Source organism: Psychrobacter sp. L7 (assembly GCF_002810365.1).
Lineage (GTDB): Bacteria > Pseudomonadota > Gammaproteobacteria > Pseudomonadales > Moraxellaceae > Psychrobacter > Psychrobacter celer.
Window position 1 is genome coordinate 318,216 of sequence record NZ_NEXR01000010.1, and the last position, 19,212, is coordinate 337,427.

Below are 19,212 nucleotides of genomic sequence, written 5' to 3' on the forward strand. Positions count from 1 at the left end.
TTTGCTAAGAGCGCACCCTTTGCCCACAAGCCTTTTGTCACGCAATTTATAGCGACTGCAAGAACGCTGTCAATTCAGCCCGTCCTTGCTTGTCTAACTGTAGGACTTTTTGTTTTTGTTTTTCGGCCTCGCCACCGTGCCATAGTACCGCTTCCATCAAGGTGCGTGCACGGCCGTCATGCAAAAACGTCGCTTGCGGATCGACCGTTTGGGCAAGACCAATACCCCATAAAGCCGGCGTTCGCCATTCATAAGAGTTGGCCAAAAACTCTACTTGCGCGTCTTTGGGCGGCAGCTTACCAGCGATCGTCCGATCAGCAAGCTCGTCGCCCATATCATGCAATAGTAAATCAGTATAAGGATAAATCACTTGTCCGTGCTGCTCAAGATGGTCATCGTCGGTTTTTGGCAACTGATAGCGCGGGGTATGACAGCTTTGGCAGCCCATATCATAAAAGCGTTTTTTGCCAGCGAGCACCAGCTTATCCTCAGCATTGCGGCGATGCGGGACAGCCAGATTGCGCGTATAAAACTCCACAAACTTGGCCACCTCGTCATTGACCTCCACCGGCGGCTTACCACCGCCTTGCTCATCAGCGCCCGTAGTTGCATTGACACACGCCGTTTGCGCAGGCATGCAGGACTCATGAGGGCGGATATTTGAGGTCAGCCCCATGTCTTCATTAAAGGCACTTTGGTTTTGTGTCAAAAGCTTGGTTTGTCCTGCTTTCCAGCCAAAGCGTCCCAACGCGGTTTTGCCCGTCTGTGGATCCATGACCCAGTTAAACTTACCACTGATATCAGCGCTGTCATTATCGACGGCTTGTTTTTTGATATCGTCATCGGGTATTTGTTCCAACAGCCCAAGCCCAATCATCGGCAAGGCCACGCGCGGCGATACCATCATCTCATCATCAAACGCGCCATAGCCAGGGCTAGTCAGATGAAAGGTGGGCGCGCGCAGGGTTTCGACGTGACCATCAGCGAAAGTGACGGACTTGTCTGTCCACTGTACCGCGATTCTTGCTTCAGCAGGTACGCCCTGAATACCGCGATCTTGTAGCTGGCCACCATACATCGGATGCACGACTTTTTCGATTAGTGAGTTTTGCAGCTGCGCTCGCTCCTCATCGGTGGTCGCTGGCATCGCCAAACGAATCAGCAAGCTGTCGGCATCGTCCTCACTACTCATCGGTGCGTGGCCACGGCCATCTTTGATATGGCAAGATTGACAAGCCGCGACGTTAAATAATGCCCCCAGACCATCACGGCTATCGGTACTGGCAGGTGCGACCACCCACGGCTGACGAAAAAACGCATTACCAATAAAAAAACTGCCCTTACGCGAGGCCGACAGATTGGATGAGGGTTTGGAGTAACTCTCGCTACTGGTAATGCTAATACCCGTGTCGCCGCCTTGTTTGATCTCTTGCGGGTCAAATGTCATCAGCTGCTGCATCGGCACGCCAGCCAGCGATTCCACGGTTTGCGTACGTTTGGGCGTCAAAGCGGACGCGCCTTCACCACTTGCAACGGCAGTGTCATTGGTGTTTTTATTGGTCGATGCGCTGTCTGACATGCTATCCGTGGGCTGACAAGCGCTGATGGCGATTGCACCTACGATGTTAAGCGCAAGTTTAAACGATGTACCTTGTAAGCTTGAAGAAAAGAAAGGGAAAGCAGAGGGTTTGGCAGGAATGACGCTCATAGAAGTTGCCTTAGTTCTCAAGTAGAACCATTAAAATGGCTGGCTATAACAGTATTTTTTCTTATCAATATAGGGGTATAAAAATACATCGACGCTATAAATTAACGTCTGACCTATTTTATTACACGTAAAAATACGTTGCTAACGGTCGTTAACAACGCATGTATTATATATAACTTGCACTTTTACAAACATATCTTTCGTCAGCTTTTCATGACTTGTAAAACATAATCGACATCATGAAATTATTCGATGTGAGAGAAGTCAATCGCTTAAAACTGTGAGCCAGCGTCCGCGTCTAAGTTATCGATACCGACTGCTTTTGCCGCATTTTCGATACCATCTGTCAGCGCTTGCAGACTTGTGATACCCGCCTCGATCCAGCCGCGGCGTTTGTTTTGCTCTTCTGCTGAGATGTCATGCTTGCTCGCTTGACCGACTGTTGCAATCATCTGATCGACCTTGATGCCTTCTTTTTCGCCTTTTTCTACGATGACATTAAAAGCGTCTTCGACCTTTTTGAAGTCAGCAGCCAGCTTATCAGCCGCTTCTTGATGACCACTATCGATCAGATAGTTTTTGACACCGTAGCCACCGATGGTTTTGCCAGCGACAGTCTTATAGCTGCCATTAAAGACATTTTGGATGCCGCGTGCGTTATTGGCATAGCTTAGGTGAGTTAAGTCACTAAAGCACTCGTGCTCATCTTCAGTAGAGCCCGTCACAAACGCGACCTGCATGCGCTCAGAGGCCAGCTCACCTAAGGCCAAGCTGCCCATTTGATACATGATTTGACGTAGGCCATTGTCGTATTTACGCGCCATCAGATCGCTACGTAGAGTGTTTTCGCTCTCAGGCTGCCACTCGGCTTCCATCGCTGTGAGGTCGTCTACCAGCAACTGCGCTGCCGCTTTTAAGAACTCGCCGCGACGCTCACAGATACTGGCGTCTTCATTGACCGTATCACCACTGGTACATTGTCCAGCTTCGGTGACATAATCAGTCACAGGGCGCTCGCCTGCCCCTGCGCTGACGCCGTTGGTGTCTTGGCCCCATAGCATAAACTCAATCGCATGATAGCCTGTGGTGACATTGGCTTCACTACCGCCGATCTCATTCATATCTGCCAGTAGCTCAGGTGTAATACTGCTGGTGTCTTGTTTGATACTACCGACCGTGATGCTGTCGCTATTGATGATATTGTCTTGGCTGTTGTACTCGCCTTCGTAACTATCGCTGACATAGTCGATCAAAGCTTCATCAAGTGGCCACGCATTGACCTGACCTTCCCAGCCATCGACGCTACCGATGGCGCGCTTATCATTGGCCGTCACAAACCCTTCATCAAAACGGAAAACTTCTGTCTGAGAGTATGGCTGACGCGCCGTTTTGTAAGCTGCTTTTGCCGCCTCTAGATTGGCCTCAGTGGGCGTGTCTACATAGGTTTCTACCGCTTTTTGTAACGCTTTAGCCGTCTCAAGTGAGTCTTTGTAGGCGGCATGAGCCATATTGGCATAGCTGATTACCAGTCTGTCAGTATGTGCCTGATCGGTCGCCGATAGCTCGCCGCTGTCCGCTGACTCTGCGCTTTGTACTTCTGTTTGACTCTCTGCACTTGTCTCAGCATTTTCGTCGGTTTGTTTAGTACAACCCGACACCATTAATAACCCTGCCAGCGCAGCAGCCAAAGCAGTGGGGAAAATCTTACGGCTCGTTCCTGTGGTAATCGTCATACACATCCTCAAAGATATTACAAAAGAAAAATCGTCGTCAGTGTCACAGCGCGTACTGACTTTATCTATATATCATAATGTAGATAAAGTCAGTATCGGTTATTGCGCTTATGTTACGGCACTTATCTAAAACCTCTATGAATTATAGGGTTATTGATAATCATTATCAATATTTAATTTTACATCAGCATTCACGGCAATGGCGATAGTCTGATATTAGGCATAAAAAAAGCCAGCAATTCGCTGACTCTTTTATGATCGATCTACATATTATAGCTATTTTACTTATCGATAGAACGATAAATTAGTTAACGCTCTGTGGCGAGTTGATGGTCAACTCAACGCGGCGGTTTTGCTGGCGACCATAGTCGGTGCTGTTGTCCGCAACTGGGCGGGACTCGCCGTAAGCCACTACATTGATACGGTTAGAAGACACGCCGCGTGCTGTTAGGTAGTTGGCTACTGAATAAGCGCGGTCACGTGATAGACCCATGTTATAAGAAGCTGAACCGCGGCTGTCTGTATGACCTGCGATGTTTACCGTGGTCTTGTTGTACTGGTTCATGGTAGAGGCCAGCTTATCAAGTGTTGGCTTGAAAGATGAGCTTAGGGTCGCATCATCAAAAGCAAAGGTGATGTTGCCTGGCATGACAAGGTCGATGTTACCTGTATTTGGGTTTTGCTCAACCGTTACGCCTGTACCTGCCATTTGCTGCTCAAGCTGTTTGGCTTGACGCTCCATGTAGTAACCGACGCCAGCACCCAATGCAGCACCGATAGCCGCATCACGGCCAGTCTTATCGCCGCCAGTCGCTTTCGATACTACCGCGCCGCCCGCTGCACCCGCTAGCGTACCTAGAGCGGTTTTGTTTAGACGCTGTTGTCCAGTGTTAGGGTCAGTGGTACAACCGCTTAATGCCAAGCCTGAAGCCACTGCCGCAATCATTAGTTTGTTACGCATAATATTTCCTCTTAAGTTTAAACCATTAAAATGACAAATAAATTGTGCTTTTTATAAAGATTTTTCCATTAATCTCATTTAGGTGCTTGTATACACTCATCATTATTATGGCAATTACAATCTCATTATGTGTAATATTTTGTCACACCTATGTATGAGAAATGCAGAATATACTATTAAAAAAGACAGGGTTTTGCGCGGTTTTCTTCCGCTGCGATATTTTTTACTCATGAGCACTGATAATCATAAAAAAGACTCTTTACCGACAAAATCATTCACTCTCACGCCGACTATCAGCCTCATCTCAAAACTTGTTATCGCAAGTCACGTTTACACTCGTACACTATGAGTGCTTTCTGCTAAAATCACTTCGTATATGAACTTACTTCACCACACCTTTTGTCTTAAGCGGTGGACCATAAATATCCCAACAATACCGATTGAAAAGGATTTAGCATGCGACTGACATCTACTATCAAAAAAATACATAAGCGTAGCCCTAAGCTCGGAAAAGCGGTCTCGCTTGCGACGGCGACGGGCGTCATTGCAGCCAACAGCTTTGGTGGTAGTATTCCTTTGTGGTTAATGGGCGTGGGCAAAATCATCACCGGCGCGCCGATCGCCGATAAAACCGTCATCAAAATCGCCAACCACTGGATCAGTAGCAATAATGCCTTGATTGATAACATGTTGCCGCGTAAGGACTGGCGGATCAGCCTGCCCGACGACGTCAATACTGAGGGCAAATATCTGCTCATTAGCAACCATCAGTCTTGGGTCGATACCAGCATTGTCCAATACATCAGCGAAAAACGCTTGCCGCTCACACGGTTTTTTACCAAGTTTGAGCTGATTTATATCCCAATCGTGGGTCAGGCGTTTTACTTTTTGGATTTCCCAATGATGCGCCGACATTCAAAAGAAGCAGTGGCAAAAAACCCCGCCCTAAAAGGCCAAGATATCGAGGAAGCCAAACGTGCCTGCGCGTTGTTAAAAGACAAGCCCTTCACGTTGTTAAATTACCTAGAGGGCACGCGCTTTACCCAAGCCAAACACGAACAGCAAAAATCTCCTTATACACATTTGCTCAAGCCACGCGCCGGCGGACTTTCTTTAGCCATCAATGCACTGGGCAGTGAGATGGATGGCCTGCTGGATATGACCATCGTGTATCCTGATGGCGTCCCTACCTACAGCGATCTGTGGAAAGGCAATATCAAACGCTTAGGCGTTGACGTCAGATACCTAGACATCCCAGCTGAGCTGTTTGCTGGGATTAAACGCGGCGGCTACGAAAACGATGAGCAAGTAAAAGCACAAATGTTTGCGTGGATTGAGCAAGTCTGGCGCGACAAAGATCAGCGCATCAGCGACATGTTAGCAGATTTTGAGCACAACCCTGCCGCTGACCATACTTCATAATACTTGAGTACTTCATAATACTTGAGTACTTCATAATACTTGAGTACTTCATAATACTTGAATGCTGCATGATGGCTAAATAGCAGTCAAATCACTAGTGGCTGGTCTTGCGCGGCGAGCCACACTATCGGCATTCACGTATCGTTTTTATTGCAAGCGACCGATATCATAAAAGATGGGTTGTTTTTTAGTCCTATTCATTGATAATGTGAGTCATGATCCGCTGATGGTGTGATGACGGTGAGGATGTATGTATCGTACGCCGTCTATCTCACTTATGCTTTGTACCATTTATCATTTTATCATTAATAAGGTCTGACTGTGCCCGCCTCATCTACTCCTAGCTCGCAGCTGAACGCAGCCCCTGTGCCCAATCAGTCAACTCGGCTACCTGACCATCCGCCGCCTAGTCGCCCCAATCGGCCGAAGCCAAACCGCGCAAAGCTGGCTTATGATATTGTGATGATCGTGGCCATCAGTATTGATCTGTTGCTGATCAGTATCGATGCGATTTTGATGAGCAATTTTAGCAGTCATGTCGCAGAGTGGCTGCGCATCAGTGAGGCGCTGCTTTGGTATCAAAACACCTTACACGACCCCTTGCGTACCGCTGGTGGCTTTTTTACGATATTTTTGATCGCAGAGCTGTTGCTACGCTGGGCGATTGCAATCAAAGACAACGTATATTATCGCTGGTTCTTTTTTCCTTTTGTGCATTGGTATGAAGTGCTTGGCTGTTTTCCGCAGCTGCGCGCGCTGCGCTTGTTTCGTGCTGTCATCATTGGTCGCCGTCTGTATCAGCTTGGCTATCAAGTACTGCCGCAGCCTTGGATCAATCGCATCAAGTTTTATATCGACCTCTTATTAGAAGAGCTGTCTGATCGCGTGATACTGACTACCATCCAAAACTTTCGGCAGCAGCTAACCAATCCTGAAACACACAAATCCTTTATCGAGTCCACGATAGCACGCAATCGTCGTGAGATAGAAGCTGCGGTACTCTCCGTCCTGCGCACAGAGCTGGTGCCCAAACTACAGGCACTAACTGCAGCCTCAGGCGGCGGCAGCATTCTCGCCCGTGAGATGGGCGGCGCTATAGAAGAAGGCTTGGCCAATACGCCTGAGCTGCGTCGTTATCTGCGCATGATACCCATCGCTGGCAGCCTGATTGAGTCACAGCTACAGCATGTCGGGCACAATATTGGGGAAAACGTCGTGTACGCCCTAAATAAACGTCTGCTAGACCCTGAGCGCTTAGATGAGTTGATGGTGGCCATTGCCAGTGGTATTGCGCAAATAGACACCGACAACAGCGCACTGGACACTTTAGTCTCTAGTATTATCGACGATAGTTTGACGGAGTTTGAAGCACAGGTAAAAGTACAGCAGTGGAAACATCAAGACATGCTCAACCTTTGAGCGATACATTTGACCATCAGCCCAATGCCAGATAACGACTGGTACCACACAGCATCACTGAGTCATACAGCGTATGACACGACAATACATAGTACGGTAAAGACAGCGACAAGATTATCTCTTGAGGATTGATATATGACAGTTTTAGATAATGGCACCCAAGGCCCAAGCGCCGCACCAGCGTTGGCGTTTTATGGCAAGATGCTGACCTTTTCGCGTTTGCAGTTTGGCACAGATGATCTCAGTGCTATCGACGCTCAGCTTGCAGCCACACTCAGCGGTAAATCAAGCAATATCCCAGTCCTTATCGATAGCGAGGTCGAGCAGGATCTCTCTGCTTTGGTAGAGCTGCTATGGTCGTGGGGACTACAGCCCATCGGTGTCGTCACAGGTTTGCTAGACGCACAGGCGCGTGAGCTGCGTTTGGCCATTTTTCCTGCTGATGGCAAGCGTATTGAGCGCATTTTACCGACCAAAAAACCAGCGACCCAGCGTCAGCAAGTCACCGCAGACCAACCTGCTGAATCAAGCGCGGCCAGCAGTCCAGAAGACAACGCCGCGACAGATAGCACCGCTACCACTGAGACAACGCTCGCTGATGTTGCCGCTGAGACATTGGTCAGCGCTGAGCAAATCACCAGCCTTATTTATGACCAAATGCTACGCTCAGGCCAAAGCCTCAATCATGTGGGCGGCGATTTGATTTTGACCAATAGCGTCAATAGCGGCGCTGAAGCCATCACTGACAACAGCCTACACGTATATGGGCGTGCGCAAGGCCGTCTGGTAGCAGGTGCCACCGGCGACAAAGACGCGCGTATCTTCTGTCAAGTCTTTAACCCCTCATTGGTATCGGTCGCTGGCACTTACTGCCTGCGCGACAACCTACCTGAGCACGTGATCGACAAATCAGTACAAGTGCGGTTTGTCGAAGGAGAAGGTTTAGTATTTACAGTTATGGACGATGTATAGCGCTAGTAGACAAAAATGCCAGCCGCAATACCAGCAGCTCTGGCTTGTAAACGTCTGTGCAAATAAAAACATGGCTGGCGACAAATAATGCTACGATATTGGCAGTCTCGCTATAGATAATGACCGCTTTAATAGTACTGTAAGTTTATTTAACAAAACTGCTCTATGATGAATTGCTGGCTCTGCCACTATTTACCCTATTCATCAGCGCTCGCTATATCATCTATTAAGGCGTTTATGTTACGCCGGTCTATAGGCTATAAAGAGGTGCCATAGCACAAGTTATGCTGGTATTGATGTTGGTATTGAACTCGGTATCGTCGTTTAGATATAAATACACTGGCATCTGATGGTGTGCAGGGCGACTGATACAGATTGTTTACTGCCGTATAGACTTGCTATAAATTTTTGTTTATTTATGCTAGGCTACTTTCGCAGGTAGTGCTTATATTTACAGTGAACGATATAAGCGTGCGCTATTTTTTATAATAGATATCCCATTGATTCATAGGAGTGTGCCATTGTGGCGAAGATAGTTGTCATCACTTCAGGTAAAGGCGGCGTGGGCAAAACCACGACAAGTGCCTCTTTTGCCGCCGGTTTAGCATTGCGTGGTTATAAGACGGTCGTTATCGATTTTGATGTAGGTCTACGTAATCTAGACTTAATCATGGGTTGCGAAAATCGAATCGTGTACGACTTTGTCGATGTGATCAACGGCAATGCTCGTTTGTCGCAAGCGCTTGTCAAAGACAAACAGCTTGAAAACTTGTATATCCTTCCTGCCAGTCAAACGCGTGATAAAGACGCTTTGACAGATGAGGGCGTGAGCGAGGTCATGTCTGAGCTGTCTAAGCAGTTTGACTATATCATCTGCGACTCGCCTGCTGGTATCGAGCGCGGCGCGCAGCTGGCCATGTATCATGCTGATGAAGCCATCATCGTCACCAACCCTGAGATTTCCTCGGTTCGTGACTCAGATCGCATTATTGGTATTTTACAAAGTCAAACAAAAAAAGTTGCAGAAAACCAAGGCTCTGTCCGCGAGCATTTGGTCATCACGCGCTACAATCCTGAACGTGCAGCAGCAAATGAGATGATGGACATTGACACCATCTCTAATGATATTTTAAAAGTACCATTGCTCGGTGTGGTGCCCGAAAGCCACTCTGTCCTAGAAGCCTCTAACCATGGTGAGCCTGTGATTCATTATGGCGATTCGGTTGCTGGTCAATGTTATGATGACATCGTCGCCCGCTTTTTGGGTGAAGAGCGTCCGCTGCGTCATATCGATGTGAAGAAAAAGAGTCTACTACAGCGCTGGTTTGGGAGTTAATAATGAGTAAGAAAAAAGGATTTTGGAGTAGCCTATTTGGTACTGATGACAGCAGTAGTGCTGGTAGCGCCAACTTAGCCACTGAGCGTCTTAAGGTCATCGTTGCAAGCGAAAACCGCCTAAACAGTCGTCTCACCGTCGATCGCATCGAAAAAATGAAGCGTGAAATACTAGAGGTGGTCAATAAATACGTCAATGGTGTACAGATTGATGATGTCAATATCAATCATCGCTCCGAAGACAGCTTAGACGTCTTAGAAATGAACATCAATTTGCCTGAGCACAAAAGATAAGTCTGGCAGTACAGCGCCTCTTATCAGCGATTTTGTGACGCATACGAAAAAGCCCTAAGCATCTTACTTAGGGCTTTTCTATGTGGCAATCTGACGGGTGACTTTTAGCAAGTGATATGACATTACTCATATGAGACGATCTTCTGTTATACCTCGTTGCGTCAGTCCATCACCTACGCTGCATACGCTTAATATCGATGCTCAGTGTGCTTATTTCATACGAGCGAGCAGGTTGTCTTTTTTGACAAACTGATGATACAACGCTGCAGCGATATGTAGCAATGTAAAGGCGATAATCATCGGCCAAATGATATCGGTATGCATGTCATTAAAAAAACGCGCCAAGCTTCTATCTGGTGTGACAAACACCGGAATCTGAAACAAACCAAAAATATCCACCGGTCTGCCACCATATACAGACATCAACAAACCCGCCAACGGCATCGCGATCAATGTGGCATACAAGGCAAAGTGCGACAATTTAGAGACCCACAACTGCCAAGCTGGCATGGGCAGTGCTGGCGGCGCTTTGGTAAAGACACGGTTAATCACCCGCGCAATCATCCAAAACAATAAACTGACCCCAAACGCCTTATGCAAGCCGATATAAAGACTGCTATCGAGGTTTTCGTATAACAATATCAGAAGCCAAGTGATTAGCAATAAAACCGCACTAATCCAATGAAACACGCGACTAGTGACTGACCACTTGGACATATTTGACTGTGTGTTATTCATGAGCTGCTCTATTACCCTTATCGCTATTTATGACAGTGATTGGTTGGCAATGCACACAAGAAAAACGAATAGCCGTAGGTTTGTACCTATTTTAAAACCGATTAACGATACCAACCGAACGCTAGCTGTCCATCTCAACCAACTGATGCGCGATTTTTTCTAAATCAGGCACCACATAAACGGTGTCCTCAATCATCACCGTTTGAAAAAGGTAGGATAGCATACCCTCTGCCGTAAAGCGTCCCTCAGCGTTAATTTTATCCGCGCTGTCAGAGTCGGCAAAATACGCCTGCCTATCTGTATCTCTCACATCAGAGATACCCACTTGGCGCTGATACAACTGACCTGACGTCTGGAGCGCCATGCGGTGCTCTATGGTGTTACCTTCTAGTATAATCATCTTATCAGGCGTTTGTTCTTGCGTGAGCAGATCAAACACAGGCAATACTTGCTGCTGCCAATAATAGCTGGAGGCGCGCTCATGAGTGTCCTCAATGCTCAAAATCAGACCGCTTGGAATAATCCAATCAGGCTGATTAAAAGCGGGAACAAAAGTGACATCCAGCATACCGTGGTTTGTGGTCAGCAAGCTGACTGCTTCAAACGAGTGTCGTAAAATTTGTTTCATACATCGCTCACAGTAAGTTAACGCAAAGAGGCCGTCGCCTTTTCACCAATATAGTCGGTAAGTTTTTGTGCCAATTGAACAGGGCTGCCGACAAAACCACAATAACCTGAATCAATGATGGCCTGCGGTTGGCTCGGACAAGCACTCAAGCTTGGCTCTTGTGCCCATAATTGGCTGTCATTGTCTTGAATAAGATCCAAGTATTGCGAGCCATCATCACCCATACCTGAAAATATGATGTTGATAAGCTCACTGCCGTACACATCGCTGGTGTTTTTTAAAATCTGGCCAATAGCTGGTTTGTATTCACCATCCCAAGGCTGCTCTAGCAGTATCACCCGCCCAGTAGAGTCACAGACTATCTGCTTGTCTATAGGGGCTATCAGACATTGACCAGCTCGCAGACGCTGCGATGAGGTGATGACCTGACAGCGCCACTCGTTGTGGCGATTTAAAATACGTGGCAGCGTACCAATCATAGTTTGGTTAAAATGATGCGCGAGTAAAATACAAATCGGTAGCGTGGGCGATAAGTTATCCAAAAACTCTTTTACCGCGCTCGGCCCACCCATAGAGGCACCCAAAAACACCACATAATGCCAGTCATTATCAGTATCATCGCTTTTATAGACAGGCGTATGCACCAACACGGGCAATGCCAGCATCTGCGCCAGCTTACGCTTTAGTTTACGCTGCCATTTAGCATACAGCTGCGCTTCATTGAGATAAGGGGCTTGACTAAATCCCACCAGCACGGCGGCAGGTTTGGAAGCAGCCGTCACCGTCGCCATATCATCATCATAGTCGCTATCGATCAGCCAAATGTCTATTTCGGCCTCAAAAAGTGCGGTTTTTTTTTGCAATTGCGCGCGCGATACACAGTCTATTAGCGCAAAACCGCAGCTACGAACCGTGTCTGAAAACGCCATGCGCTGATGATGGTCTTCGGCCACCACCAGCACCTTTATATTTGCTTTTGTCTTCCCTGTTAGTGCCAAAACACCTGCATTATCCTTCATAAGTTAAGCTGACCTCATCGCCCAGCAGTCTCTGGATTTTGTTAAGCAGCTGTTTTTCTTGAAACGGTTTGCCCATATAGTCATTTACCCCAATCTCTAAGGCGCGCTGACGATGCTTTTCACCAGTACGCGAGGTGATCATAATGATTGGAATATGCTGTAAGCGCTGGTTGTTTCTGACTTGTGTTGCCACCTCAAAGCCATCCATCCGCGGCATCTCAATATCGAGCAATATCATATCTGGCGTGGTTTCTTGTAGTATTTCGATAGCATCGATACCATCTTTGGCAAGTGCTACATTGAAACCTTGACGCTCTAAGAAGCGAGAGGTCACTTTACGTACCGTGACTGAGTCATCCACCACCAGTACCGTCGGTTTTGACTGAGTGCCGCTAGGCTTGGTCACGTTTTTGACCCTTGGGGCATTTCGCATTAGGGCAATCAAGTCCAAAATCGGCATGACCGAGCCATCACCCATGATGGTCGCCGCCGAAACGCCTGAGAGGTTGGATAGCTGCTGTCCCAGTGGTTTGACGACCACTTCAATACGCGAGCCTGCAATCTGATCGACCTGTAAGGCGATGTTTTGTCCCGTGCGGTTTTTGATGATAATCAGGGGTAGGCTAGTGTTGGTATTGACCATCAGCTCGTTGAGCTTATTACCCGAGAGAATCTCGTTGAGATAACGCACGCGGTAATCATTCCCTTCAAACGCTAACGTGGCGTCGTTGGACTGATAATACTCATAAAGTTTTTCTGGGTTGATACGCACCACACGCTCGATCTGTACCAGTGGAATGGCATAGTAGCGATCGGCGGCACGCACGACCAGCGCATCAGACACGGCAACTGTCAGTGGTAAGCGCATGGTAAAGCGTGACCCTTTGCCCAGCTCCGACACCACGGTGACCGCCCCGCCCAACTGGCGAATCTCACTGATCACCACATCCATACCAACGCCGCGGCCTGAGATTTGCGTCACTTGCTTACTGGTACTCAAGCCGGCATTAAAGATATATTGCATGATATCGACATCAGTCAGGCTATGGTCATTGGCATCGATAAGGCCTTGAGAAATGGCTTTGTTGCGTACGGCTTCTACATCGATACCGCGGCCATCATCCGATAACTGAATAACGACCTCACTCCCTTCACGGTGCACCTCTAAAGTGATATGCCCGCTACGCTCTTTGCCTGCTTTGAGTCGAGCCGAGGTGTTTTCGATACCGTGGTCGACAGCGTTACGCAGCATGTGCTCAAGCGGTGAGGTAATCCGCTCCAAAATGGTTCTATCCATCTCGTCATCAGCATTGATAATGGTCAATTCTACAGATTTATTAAGCTCGTTTGCAGTCTGACGGACGACACGCTCCAGACGCGGGGTCAAGCGCGTGAACGGCACCATACGCGAGTTCATCAAACCGTCCTGTAGCTCGGTTTGTGTACGTGCCAGCTGCAGCAGCAAGCTTTCGCTATCACGGGTTTTTTCTAATAAAGTGTGGTTAATATCGACCAAATCCGAGGCCGACTCTGACAATGATTTGGACAACTGATTGAGTGACGAGTACTGATCCATCTCCAATGGGTCAAAGCCTTCATTGTTAATCAGCTCGTCATCGATTTGCGACAAGATCTGCGCTTCAAGCTCCGTCTCCATACGGCGCAGCTGATCGGCCAAGCGCTGTACGGTAATGCCCATCTCTTCGATACTGTTGGTCAAGCTGCTCATACCCATATCGATACGAGCACGGTTGATCGCAGACTCACCCGATAGGTTGATCATATGCTCAATCAAGCCACCTGAGATACGAATCATCTCATTGCTGCTGGTGCTCTGCTCTTCCTCATCAGTCTCTGCAAACATCGATGGCATCTGACTGATGTCTTTTTCTAGATATTGTGAATCTTGTGCTTCTTTTGCCAGCAAGATCGCAGTACGCTGTGCTTGCAGCGACTCTTTTGGTACTTGTTTTAGGCCATTAGGGTTTTTACCAAACTGCTGTAGCGCTTCAATCAGTAGCGTCGGCGTTGGCGGGTTGACCTGTAGGCTTAGCATAAATACCGCATCTGCCAGCCAATCGTGACACGCAACGATCAATGCCTGAGCTTTTTCGGTTGCAGGACGGCGACGGCTGGCAAAGTTTTTATACGTCGCTTCTAGCTCATAAGCCAAGTCAGCGATGCCGCTGGCGCCGACCATTTTGGCACCACCTGTGATGGTATGCAGATCACGCTGTAGCGACTGTAACGCCACGGTATCTTCGGCATCTTGTAAAAACACTTGCAAGTGTCGGTTTTGGTTGGTCAGCTCTTCTGCTTCTTCTAAAAACACCGCCAGAAGATCAGGATCAGGTAAGCCATTGGCCCATGATTGCTTGATCATGGTATCTAAGCTGACCGTGTCTGCTACTTCATGGCTCTGCTGGGTATTGTCAGCCTGTGACTGGGTGTCGGCGTCGAAGTGGTTGGTCGGTGCTGGTATGATCAGCTCAACCACCGCTGGCAATGTGTCTGCTTTTTCAAACTGTTGTAACTGTTCAATCAGTTCTGTAGCAAAAAACGACTGCTGATGACGAACGATATGCATGACTTGCAATGACATGGTGTCCTGCACCATTTGCATAATCTTTAGCCACTGTGCGGTTGGTGTTTTCCTGTTTTCTACAAAGGCTTCATAAATGCTCTCTGCCTCGTGGGTCAGGTCGCCAATACTGCTAATGCCCGCCATTCTTGCGCCACCTTTGATGGTGTGTAGGTGACGCTGCAATACTTTAAGCGCATTGATATTGGTGATATCGGCACGCCACTTATTAAAGCTTTCATCCAGTGCGTCATCTAGCTCTTGCGCTTCTTCTAAGAAAATCTCAAGCAGCTCTACATCGGTATCGATCGACTCAAGCTGCAGCTTGGGTGCAGCAACCGTGCGAACCATCGACTCAGCATCATCGCCATCATCGAAGCCAGCAAGCGCCTGCAACTCATGTAGCACTTGCGGATCGACTTTTAATGAAGTGCTGCCAGCGAGTGCATCAAACAATCCGACCAATTGCGCGTGGCCAGCGAGTAATACCGCCTGCACCTCTGCTTGTTTTGCCGATTCCGGATGCCGCTGTAGATAAGCATAAGCGTGCGCCAAACCGCCAAGGATAGCAGTGAATTTTGGAAATTCTTGGGCTTTATTGGTGAGGTATTTGATTTGGCGAATTTGCTGCTCTATATAGCGCTGAGCCTGCGAGATATCCCCCTGACTTAGCGCCTCCTCTAGCTCCCACTCAGCGTCTAATAACTCATCAATATTGTCATCCAACAACTGCTCAATCGTTGGCTTATTGTCGGAGGCCGTCTGATCGTCATGGATGAGATACTGCTCACCAAGCATGGCTTGCAATGACGCAATATCTTGCTGGCTTTGGGCATCTTCCACCGAGACATCAGATTGTTGAACGTTTTGCTTATAATTCGTTAGATAGCCATTGATCAGCATAGCTGACCGTGCCAACGCCTCTAAATGCAGCGGCGTCATCGCGGTGTCTTGCTGTTGTAGCAGCTCTAAACTATGCTCTATCGTCGCACTCACGTCACTGATCGCCGCTAACGCACTAGAGCCTGATGCGCCGCGCAGCGTATGAAAGGCTCGCACAATCTCATCGGTCACCTCAATCTGAGGCTGATCTCGATGCGTGGCAACAAACTGCTCAATGTCTTGTAATAACGCTTCGGCTTCATCGATGAAAATCTCACAGAAGGCTTGCTCTTCTTCGCTCTGCGGCGTCAAAATCACCGGTGCTTCTGCCATCATTTCATTGACAGAGGTAAGCGATTGCAAAGTACTATCTATCTCTATGGCCGCTACAGCGTCCCTTACCTCGCTGTCATCACTGTCATGACTGTCATCACCATCTTCATAGTCGCTCGCAGCCTCAATCTCATCGGCATCAGTCTCATCCCACCGCTCTGAAGCTAAGGCCAAGTCGTCTTTGTGAATATCAGACGCAGGCGTACTGCCCGTTTGCGCCAGTAAGGCTGGGTAACTAAATTCCTGAGATTTTTGTTTGCTATAGGCGTTGGCACAGGCAATCCATAACGGTATTAATGCTGGATACTCTTGACCACCTTGCTCAAAGGTAGCGAGCATCGCTGGGTAAGCGGCTAATACGTCAGCCATTAGCTGAGTGATATCTGCTGTCACCTCAATACTGCGATCTAGCACACGATTGAGCATATTTTCAATGGCCCAAGCCAGCTCAGCGCTATAGTTGGCCCCGACCATACGGCCTGAGCCTTTTAGGGTATGGAAGCCGCGGCGAATATCTGTCAAGGCATCTAGGTCAGTAGGAGACATGCACCAGTTTTCATACAAAGGCACGATTTCGCTCAATACCTCATCGGCCTCTTCGATAAATATCTCTTTAATATCAGGGTCTGCATCATTGGCATCGGCTGGTAGCTGCTCCGTATCTGGCATAAAGGGCGCAAGCACTGCTGGAACCTCAAGATCAAACAAAGATACCGTTTCGCCGCGCGCTTCGGTATCGGCTATATCCATACCGATCTCATCAGACGCAGCGGCATCATTACTCTGTGATGCAGCGACGTCAGCTGCCGCGCGCGCTTCATCAGCCAGCATTTCCGTCTCAGTCACTGACTCGGTGTCAGAGATGGCCAATCCAGCGTCGACAGGTTGTCCGGTCAATAGATTACGGCTTTGCAGTATTGTGATAGCAGGATCCACACTTGGCGGCCGTTTGGCTTGAAAGTCGGCGACCAGAGTGGGCAGATGCGTTGTGGTTTGCGTGACCAGAGTTACCACGTCTTCGGTGACGGGCAAGGTTTTGTCCAACAATCGATTCAGCAAGTTTTCGATAGACCAAGCCATCTCACTGATGCTAAAAGCCCCCACCATGCGCCCTGAGCCTTTTAGAGTATGAAAACCTCTGCGCACTTCTGTCAAGGGTGTCAAATCCTGTGAGTCTTGCTGCCAAATAGGCAAAAAGTCTTTTAAATCAGCGATCACTTCTGTGACTTCTTCGATAAATATCTCGCGGATATCGGCATCTGCCTCAAAGCTATCAGGCTGCAGCTGCGTACGAGCCTCGGCCAATGCCTCACTATCCTTATGCGTAGCGCTGTCATCGTGCACGTTGTCATCACGCACGTTGTCATCCTCTGGCGCATCATCGGATGGCTGAGCAGATAGATCATGACTGGCAGGAGCAATCTCACCGCTGTCATCATAGCGCAGCACGTCAGTTGCGGCAGGTGTCTGGGTATGAAAAGTATCACTAACCATCTCTGGTGCCTCAATATAAGCATCAAGCAGTGCTTCTGCTCTGGCCGTATGCTCACTTGCGAGCGTTAATAGTTGCTGATCAAAAACCTGCTGAGCCAGATAATCTAACAACAGCTCAATTGACGTCAGTGCTTCCGCCAAGGCTTGCGTCACATCCCAGCTCAGCGCATCAATCTCATGCATTTTTAGCTGGCTAAAGATATGCGCGATCTGATCGGTGGTTTGGCAGATCGTTGGCAACCCCATATCATCAAAGGCTTGACCGATTTTTGCAAAGTCAGCAGTCGTCGGTAGCAGCTGCACTTCTTGACGCTGTATATACTCATTAAAGTTTTGTTTGACGTCTTCGACAGCGATGCGCAGCTCACGCAGCTCTTCACCCGCCGACACAGCATCAGCACTTGTGACGGGTTGCTCGTTGGCACTGGCAAGTACATCAGAAAAAGGAACAAACGCGGCGGCCTCACCAATCTTTTGCGAGATTACTTGCTCCGTATTGTAAATGGCGCTATATAGCTCTTGCAGCTTTTGTTCAATTTGCCATTGTACTTGGGTCAGCGCCGCCTCAGACGCCAGCGCTTGCTCTATCTCGGTCAGTATTTCTACCACTTGTGCGGCATAATATGTCCAACCACGCCCCGCCAGCTGGGTTTGTATCTTTTGCAGCGGATATAACAGTGTGGTTGGCTTGTCTAAATGAAAAACCAAAGTCTCAAGCTCACTCAATATACGCGGTAAAAAACGCGACTCTACCGCCGAGCTTTGGGGCAAGTTGCTCAGTAGCGACTGCGTATTGTCACTGCTTTGGTCGAGACCACTTAGCTCGATATAAATATTGGTTATAAGGCTTTTGATGACACTTGGCACAGGCGGTGTTTGCTGCACAAAAGCGTCAATGATCTGCTCAAGCTCGCTTAACAGAGGGGCATACTGCTTAGGCAACGGAGCGGTGTTTTGCGCAAGCTCACTAAACCACAACTCGGTCAAGTACCAAAGCCGCTGCAAGTCTTCATCTTGGCTCGTCTGCCGCAGGTATTGGCTGACTTTTTCTAGCGGGGTTAATAACGGCGGCTGATTACTATTAGCACTTAACAGCACCTGTACTTGTTGTCGCCAGACGAGCAATAACTGCTGGTATTGCTGCTCGTCTAGATGCTCGGTGACGTCATCTGTTCGCACAGGTACGGCCAGCTCAAACCCATCCACAGCCGCATCTGTGTCAGTTTTTTGATGCAATTCGCCCTGCTGAATAGCGCTGGATGCCAATGATGACCCACTAGCCGCTCCCAATTGCGTTAGCACCTCAAGCAGTTGCTCCGCGGCAGCCGTGATTGGGGCGACATGGTGACTGCCAATGCGAGCATACTGATTTAGCGCTCGCTGCAACAATCGGTGCGCAAGCTGACCCACGCGGCGCGCCTCGCTAGCTAGGCCATCGCGGCCACCAACTTCTGCTAATGCGCTGAGCTTGTATGCCAGATCAGCCAATGCCGGCAGATTGCTCATGATGAGTGCGCCACCGAGCTGATGATAGGGCGCGACCATGTGCTCATAATTGATGGGATCAGCGTCTAATTGCCAGCCATCCGATACCTGTGATAATTGCTGATTAAACAGAGGGAGCAACCACTCAAGCGTCACTATGTCATTGGGCTGGTTTTTCATAGGGTCATCCTAACTCGTCTAGGCACTA

General features: G+C 48.4%; 12 protein-coding genes. 5 read left to right on the forward strand and 7 right to left on the reverse strand.

The annotated features are described in order from the left end of the window. Positions 1-46 precede the first annotated feature (46 nt). The 3 genes from CAP50_RS11080 to CAP50_RS11090 all read right to left on the reverse strand — a co-directional run bounded on the left by CAP50_RS11080 (position 47) and on the right by CAP50_RS11090 (position 4,402). Positions 47-1,708, reverse strand: coding sequence for a di-heme oxidoreductase family protein (locus tag CAP50_RS11080; RefSeq protein WP_100750030.1), 1,662 nt, complete (start codon positions 1,706-1,708; stop codon positions 47-49). 272 nt (positions 1,709-1,980) lie between these two features. Continuing rightward, entirely contained in the window at positions 1,981-3,441 is a 1,461-nt protein-coding gene (locus CAP50_RS11085; RefSeq protein ID WP_100750031.1) for an imelysin family protein, read from the reverse strand. Between the two features lie 304 nt (positions 3,442-3,745). After that, a complete protein-coding gene (locus CAP50_RS11090; RefSeq protein ID WP_075100400.1) occupies positions 3,746-4,402 on the reverse strand; it encodes an OmpA family protein in 657 nt (218 codons plus the stop codon). Positions 4,403-4,858: 456 nt separating this feature from the next. On the opposite strand from CAP50_RS11090, the gene CAP50_RS11095 reads away from it, so the two are divergent. The 5 genes from CAP50_RS11095 to minE all read left to right on the forward strand — a co-directional run bounded on the left by CAP50_RS11095 (position 4,859) and on the right by minE (position 9,844). Further along, on the forward strand, positions 4,859-5,824 hold the full coding sequence (locus CAP50_RS11095) for an acyltransferase (protein ID WP_075100399.1): 966 nt from the start codon (positions 4,859-4,861) through the stop codon (positions 5,822-5,824). Positions 5,825-6,145: 321 nt separating this feature from the next. Then, a complete protein-coding gene (locus tag CAP50_RS11100; protein ID WP_100750032.1) occupies positions 6,146-7,243 on the forward strand; it encodes a hypothetical protein in 1,098 nt (365 codons plus the stop codon). A 135-nt stretch (positions 7,244-7,378) separates the two neighbouring features. Further along, positions 7,379-8,215: a septum site-determining protein MinC gene (gene minC, locus CAP50_RS11105; RefSeq protein ID WP_075100397.1), complete on the forward strand. Its 837-nt coding sequence runs from the start codon at positions 7,379-7,381 to the stop codon at positions 8,213-8,215. Between the two features lie 523 nt (positions 8,216-8,738). After that, positions 8,739-9,551, forward strand: a complete 813-nt coding sequence (gene minD / locus CAP50_RS11110) for a septum site-determining protein MinD (RefSeq protein ID WP_075100396.1) — start codon at positions 8,739-8,741, stop codon at positions 9,549-9,551. 2 nt (positions 9,552-9,553) lie between these two features. Then, a complete protein-coding gene (minE, locus tag CAP50_RS11115; protein WP_075100395.1) occupies positions 9,554-9,844 on the forward strand; it encodes a cell division topological specificity factor MinE in 291 nt (96 codons plus the stop codon). Positions 9,845-10,054: 210 nt separating this feature from the next. On the opposite strand, the gene CAP50_RS11120 is transcribed toward minE, so the two are convergent. From CAP50_RS11120 to CAP50_RS11135, 4 genes are all read right to left on the reverse strand, one after another. Further along, positions 10,055-10,582, reverse strand: a complete 528-nt coding sequence (locus tag CAP50_RS11120; RefSeq protein WP_100750033.1) for a cytochrome b — start codon at positions 10,580-10,582, stop codon at positions 10,055-10,057. Between the two features lie 121 nt (positions 10,583-10,703). Beyond that, positions 10,704-11,210, reverse strand: coding sequence for a hypothetical protein (locus tag CAP50_RS11125; protein ID WP_075100393.1), 507 nt, complete (start codon positions 11,208-11,210; stop codon positions 10,704-10,706). 17 nt (positions 11,211-11,227) lie between these two features. Continuing rightward, positions 11,228-12,229 carry a chemotaxis protein CheB gene (locus CAP50_RS11130; RefSeq protein WP_075100392.1) on the reverse strand — a complete coding sequence of 334 codons (1,002 nt, stop codon included), beginning with the start codon at positions 12,227-12,229 and terminating at the stop codon, positions 11,228-11,230. After that, on the reverse strand, positions 12,219-19,184 hold the full coding sequence (locus tag CAP50_RS11135; RefSeq protein ID WP_100750034.1) for an Hpt domain-containing protein: 6,966 nt from the start codon (positions 19,182-19,184) through the stop codon (positions 12,219-12,221). Before CAP50_RS11135 ends, CAP50_RS11130 begins: the two co-directional genes overlap by 11 nt. Between the last annotated feature and the right edge of the window lie 28 nt (positions 19,185-19,212).

Bases quoted from the DNA above. Each gene is read 5' to 3' on its own strand.
- CAP50_RS11080 (WP_100750030.1), bottom strand. From the start codon at position 1,708: ATGAGCGTCATTCCTGCCAAACCCTCTGCTTTCCCTTTCTTTTCTTCA.
- CAP50_RS11085 (WP_100750031.1), bottom strand. From the start codon at position 3,441: ATGACGATTACCACAGGAACGAGCCGTAAGATTTTCCCCACTGCTTTG.
- CAP50_RS11090 (WP_075100400.1), bottom strand. From the start codon at position 4,402: ATGCGTAACAAACTAATGATTGCGGCAGTGGCTTCAGGCTTGGCATTA.
- CAP50_RS11095 (WP_075100399.1), top strand. From the start codon at position 4,859: ATGCGACTGACATCTACTATCAAAAAAATACATAAGCGTAGCCCTAAG.
- minC (WP_075100397.1), top strand. From the start codon at position 7,379: ATGACAGTTTTAGATAATGGCACCCAAGGCCCAAGCGCCGCACCAGCG.
- minE (WP_075100395.1), top strand. From the start codon at position 9,554: ATGAGTAAGAAAAAAGGATTTTGGAGTAGCCTATTTGGTACTGATGAC.
- CAP50_RS11120 (WP_100750033.1), bottom strand. From the start codon at position 10,582: ATGAATAACACACAGTCAAATATGTCCAAGTGGTCAGTCACTAGTCGC.
- CAP50_RS11125 (WP_075100393.1), bottom strand. From the start codon at position 11,210: ATGAAACAAATTTTACGACACTCGTTTGAAGCAGTCAGCTTGCTGACC.
- CAP50_RS11130 (WP_075100392.1), bottom strand. From the start codon at position 12,229: ATGAAGGATAATGCAGGTGTTTTGGCACTAACAGGGAAGACAAAAGCA.
- CAP50_RS11135 (WP_100750034.1), bottom strand. From the start codon at position 19,184: ATGAAAAACCAGCCCAATGACATAGTGACGCTTGAGTGGTTGCTCCCT.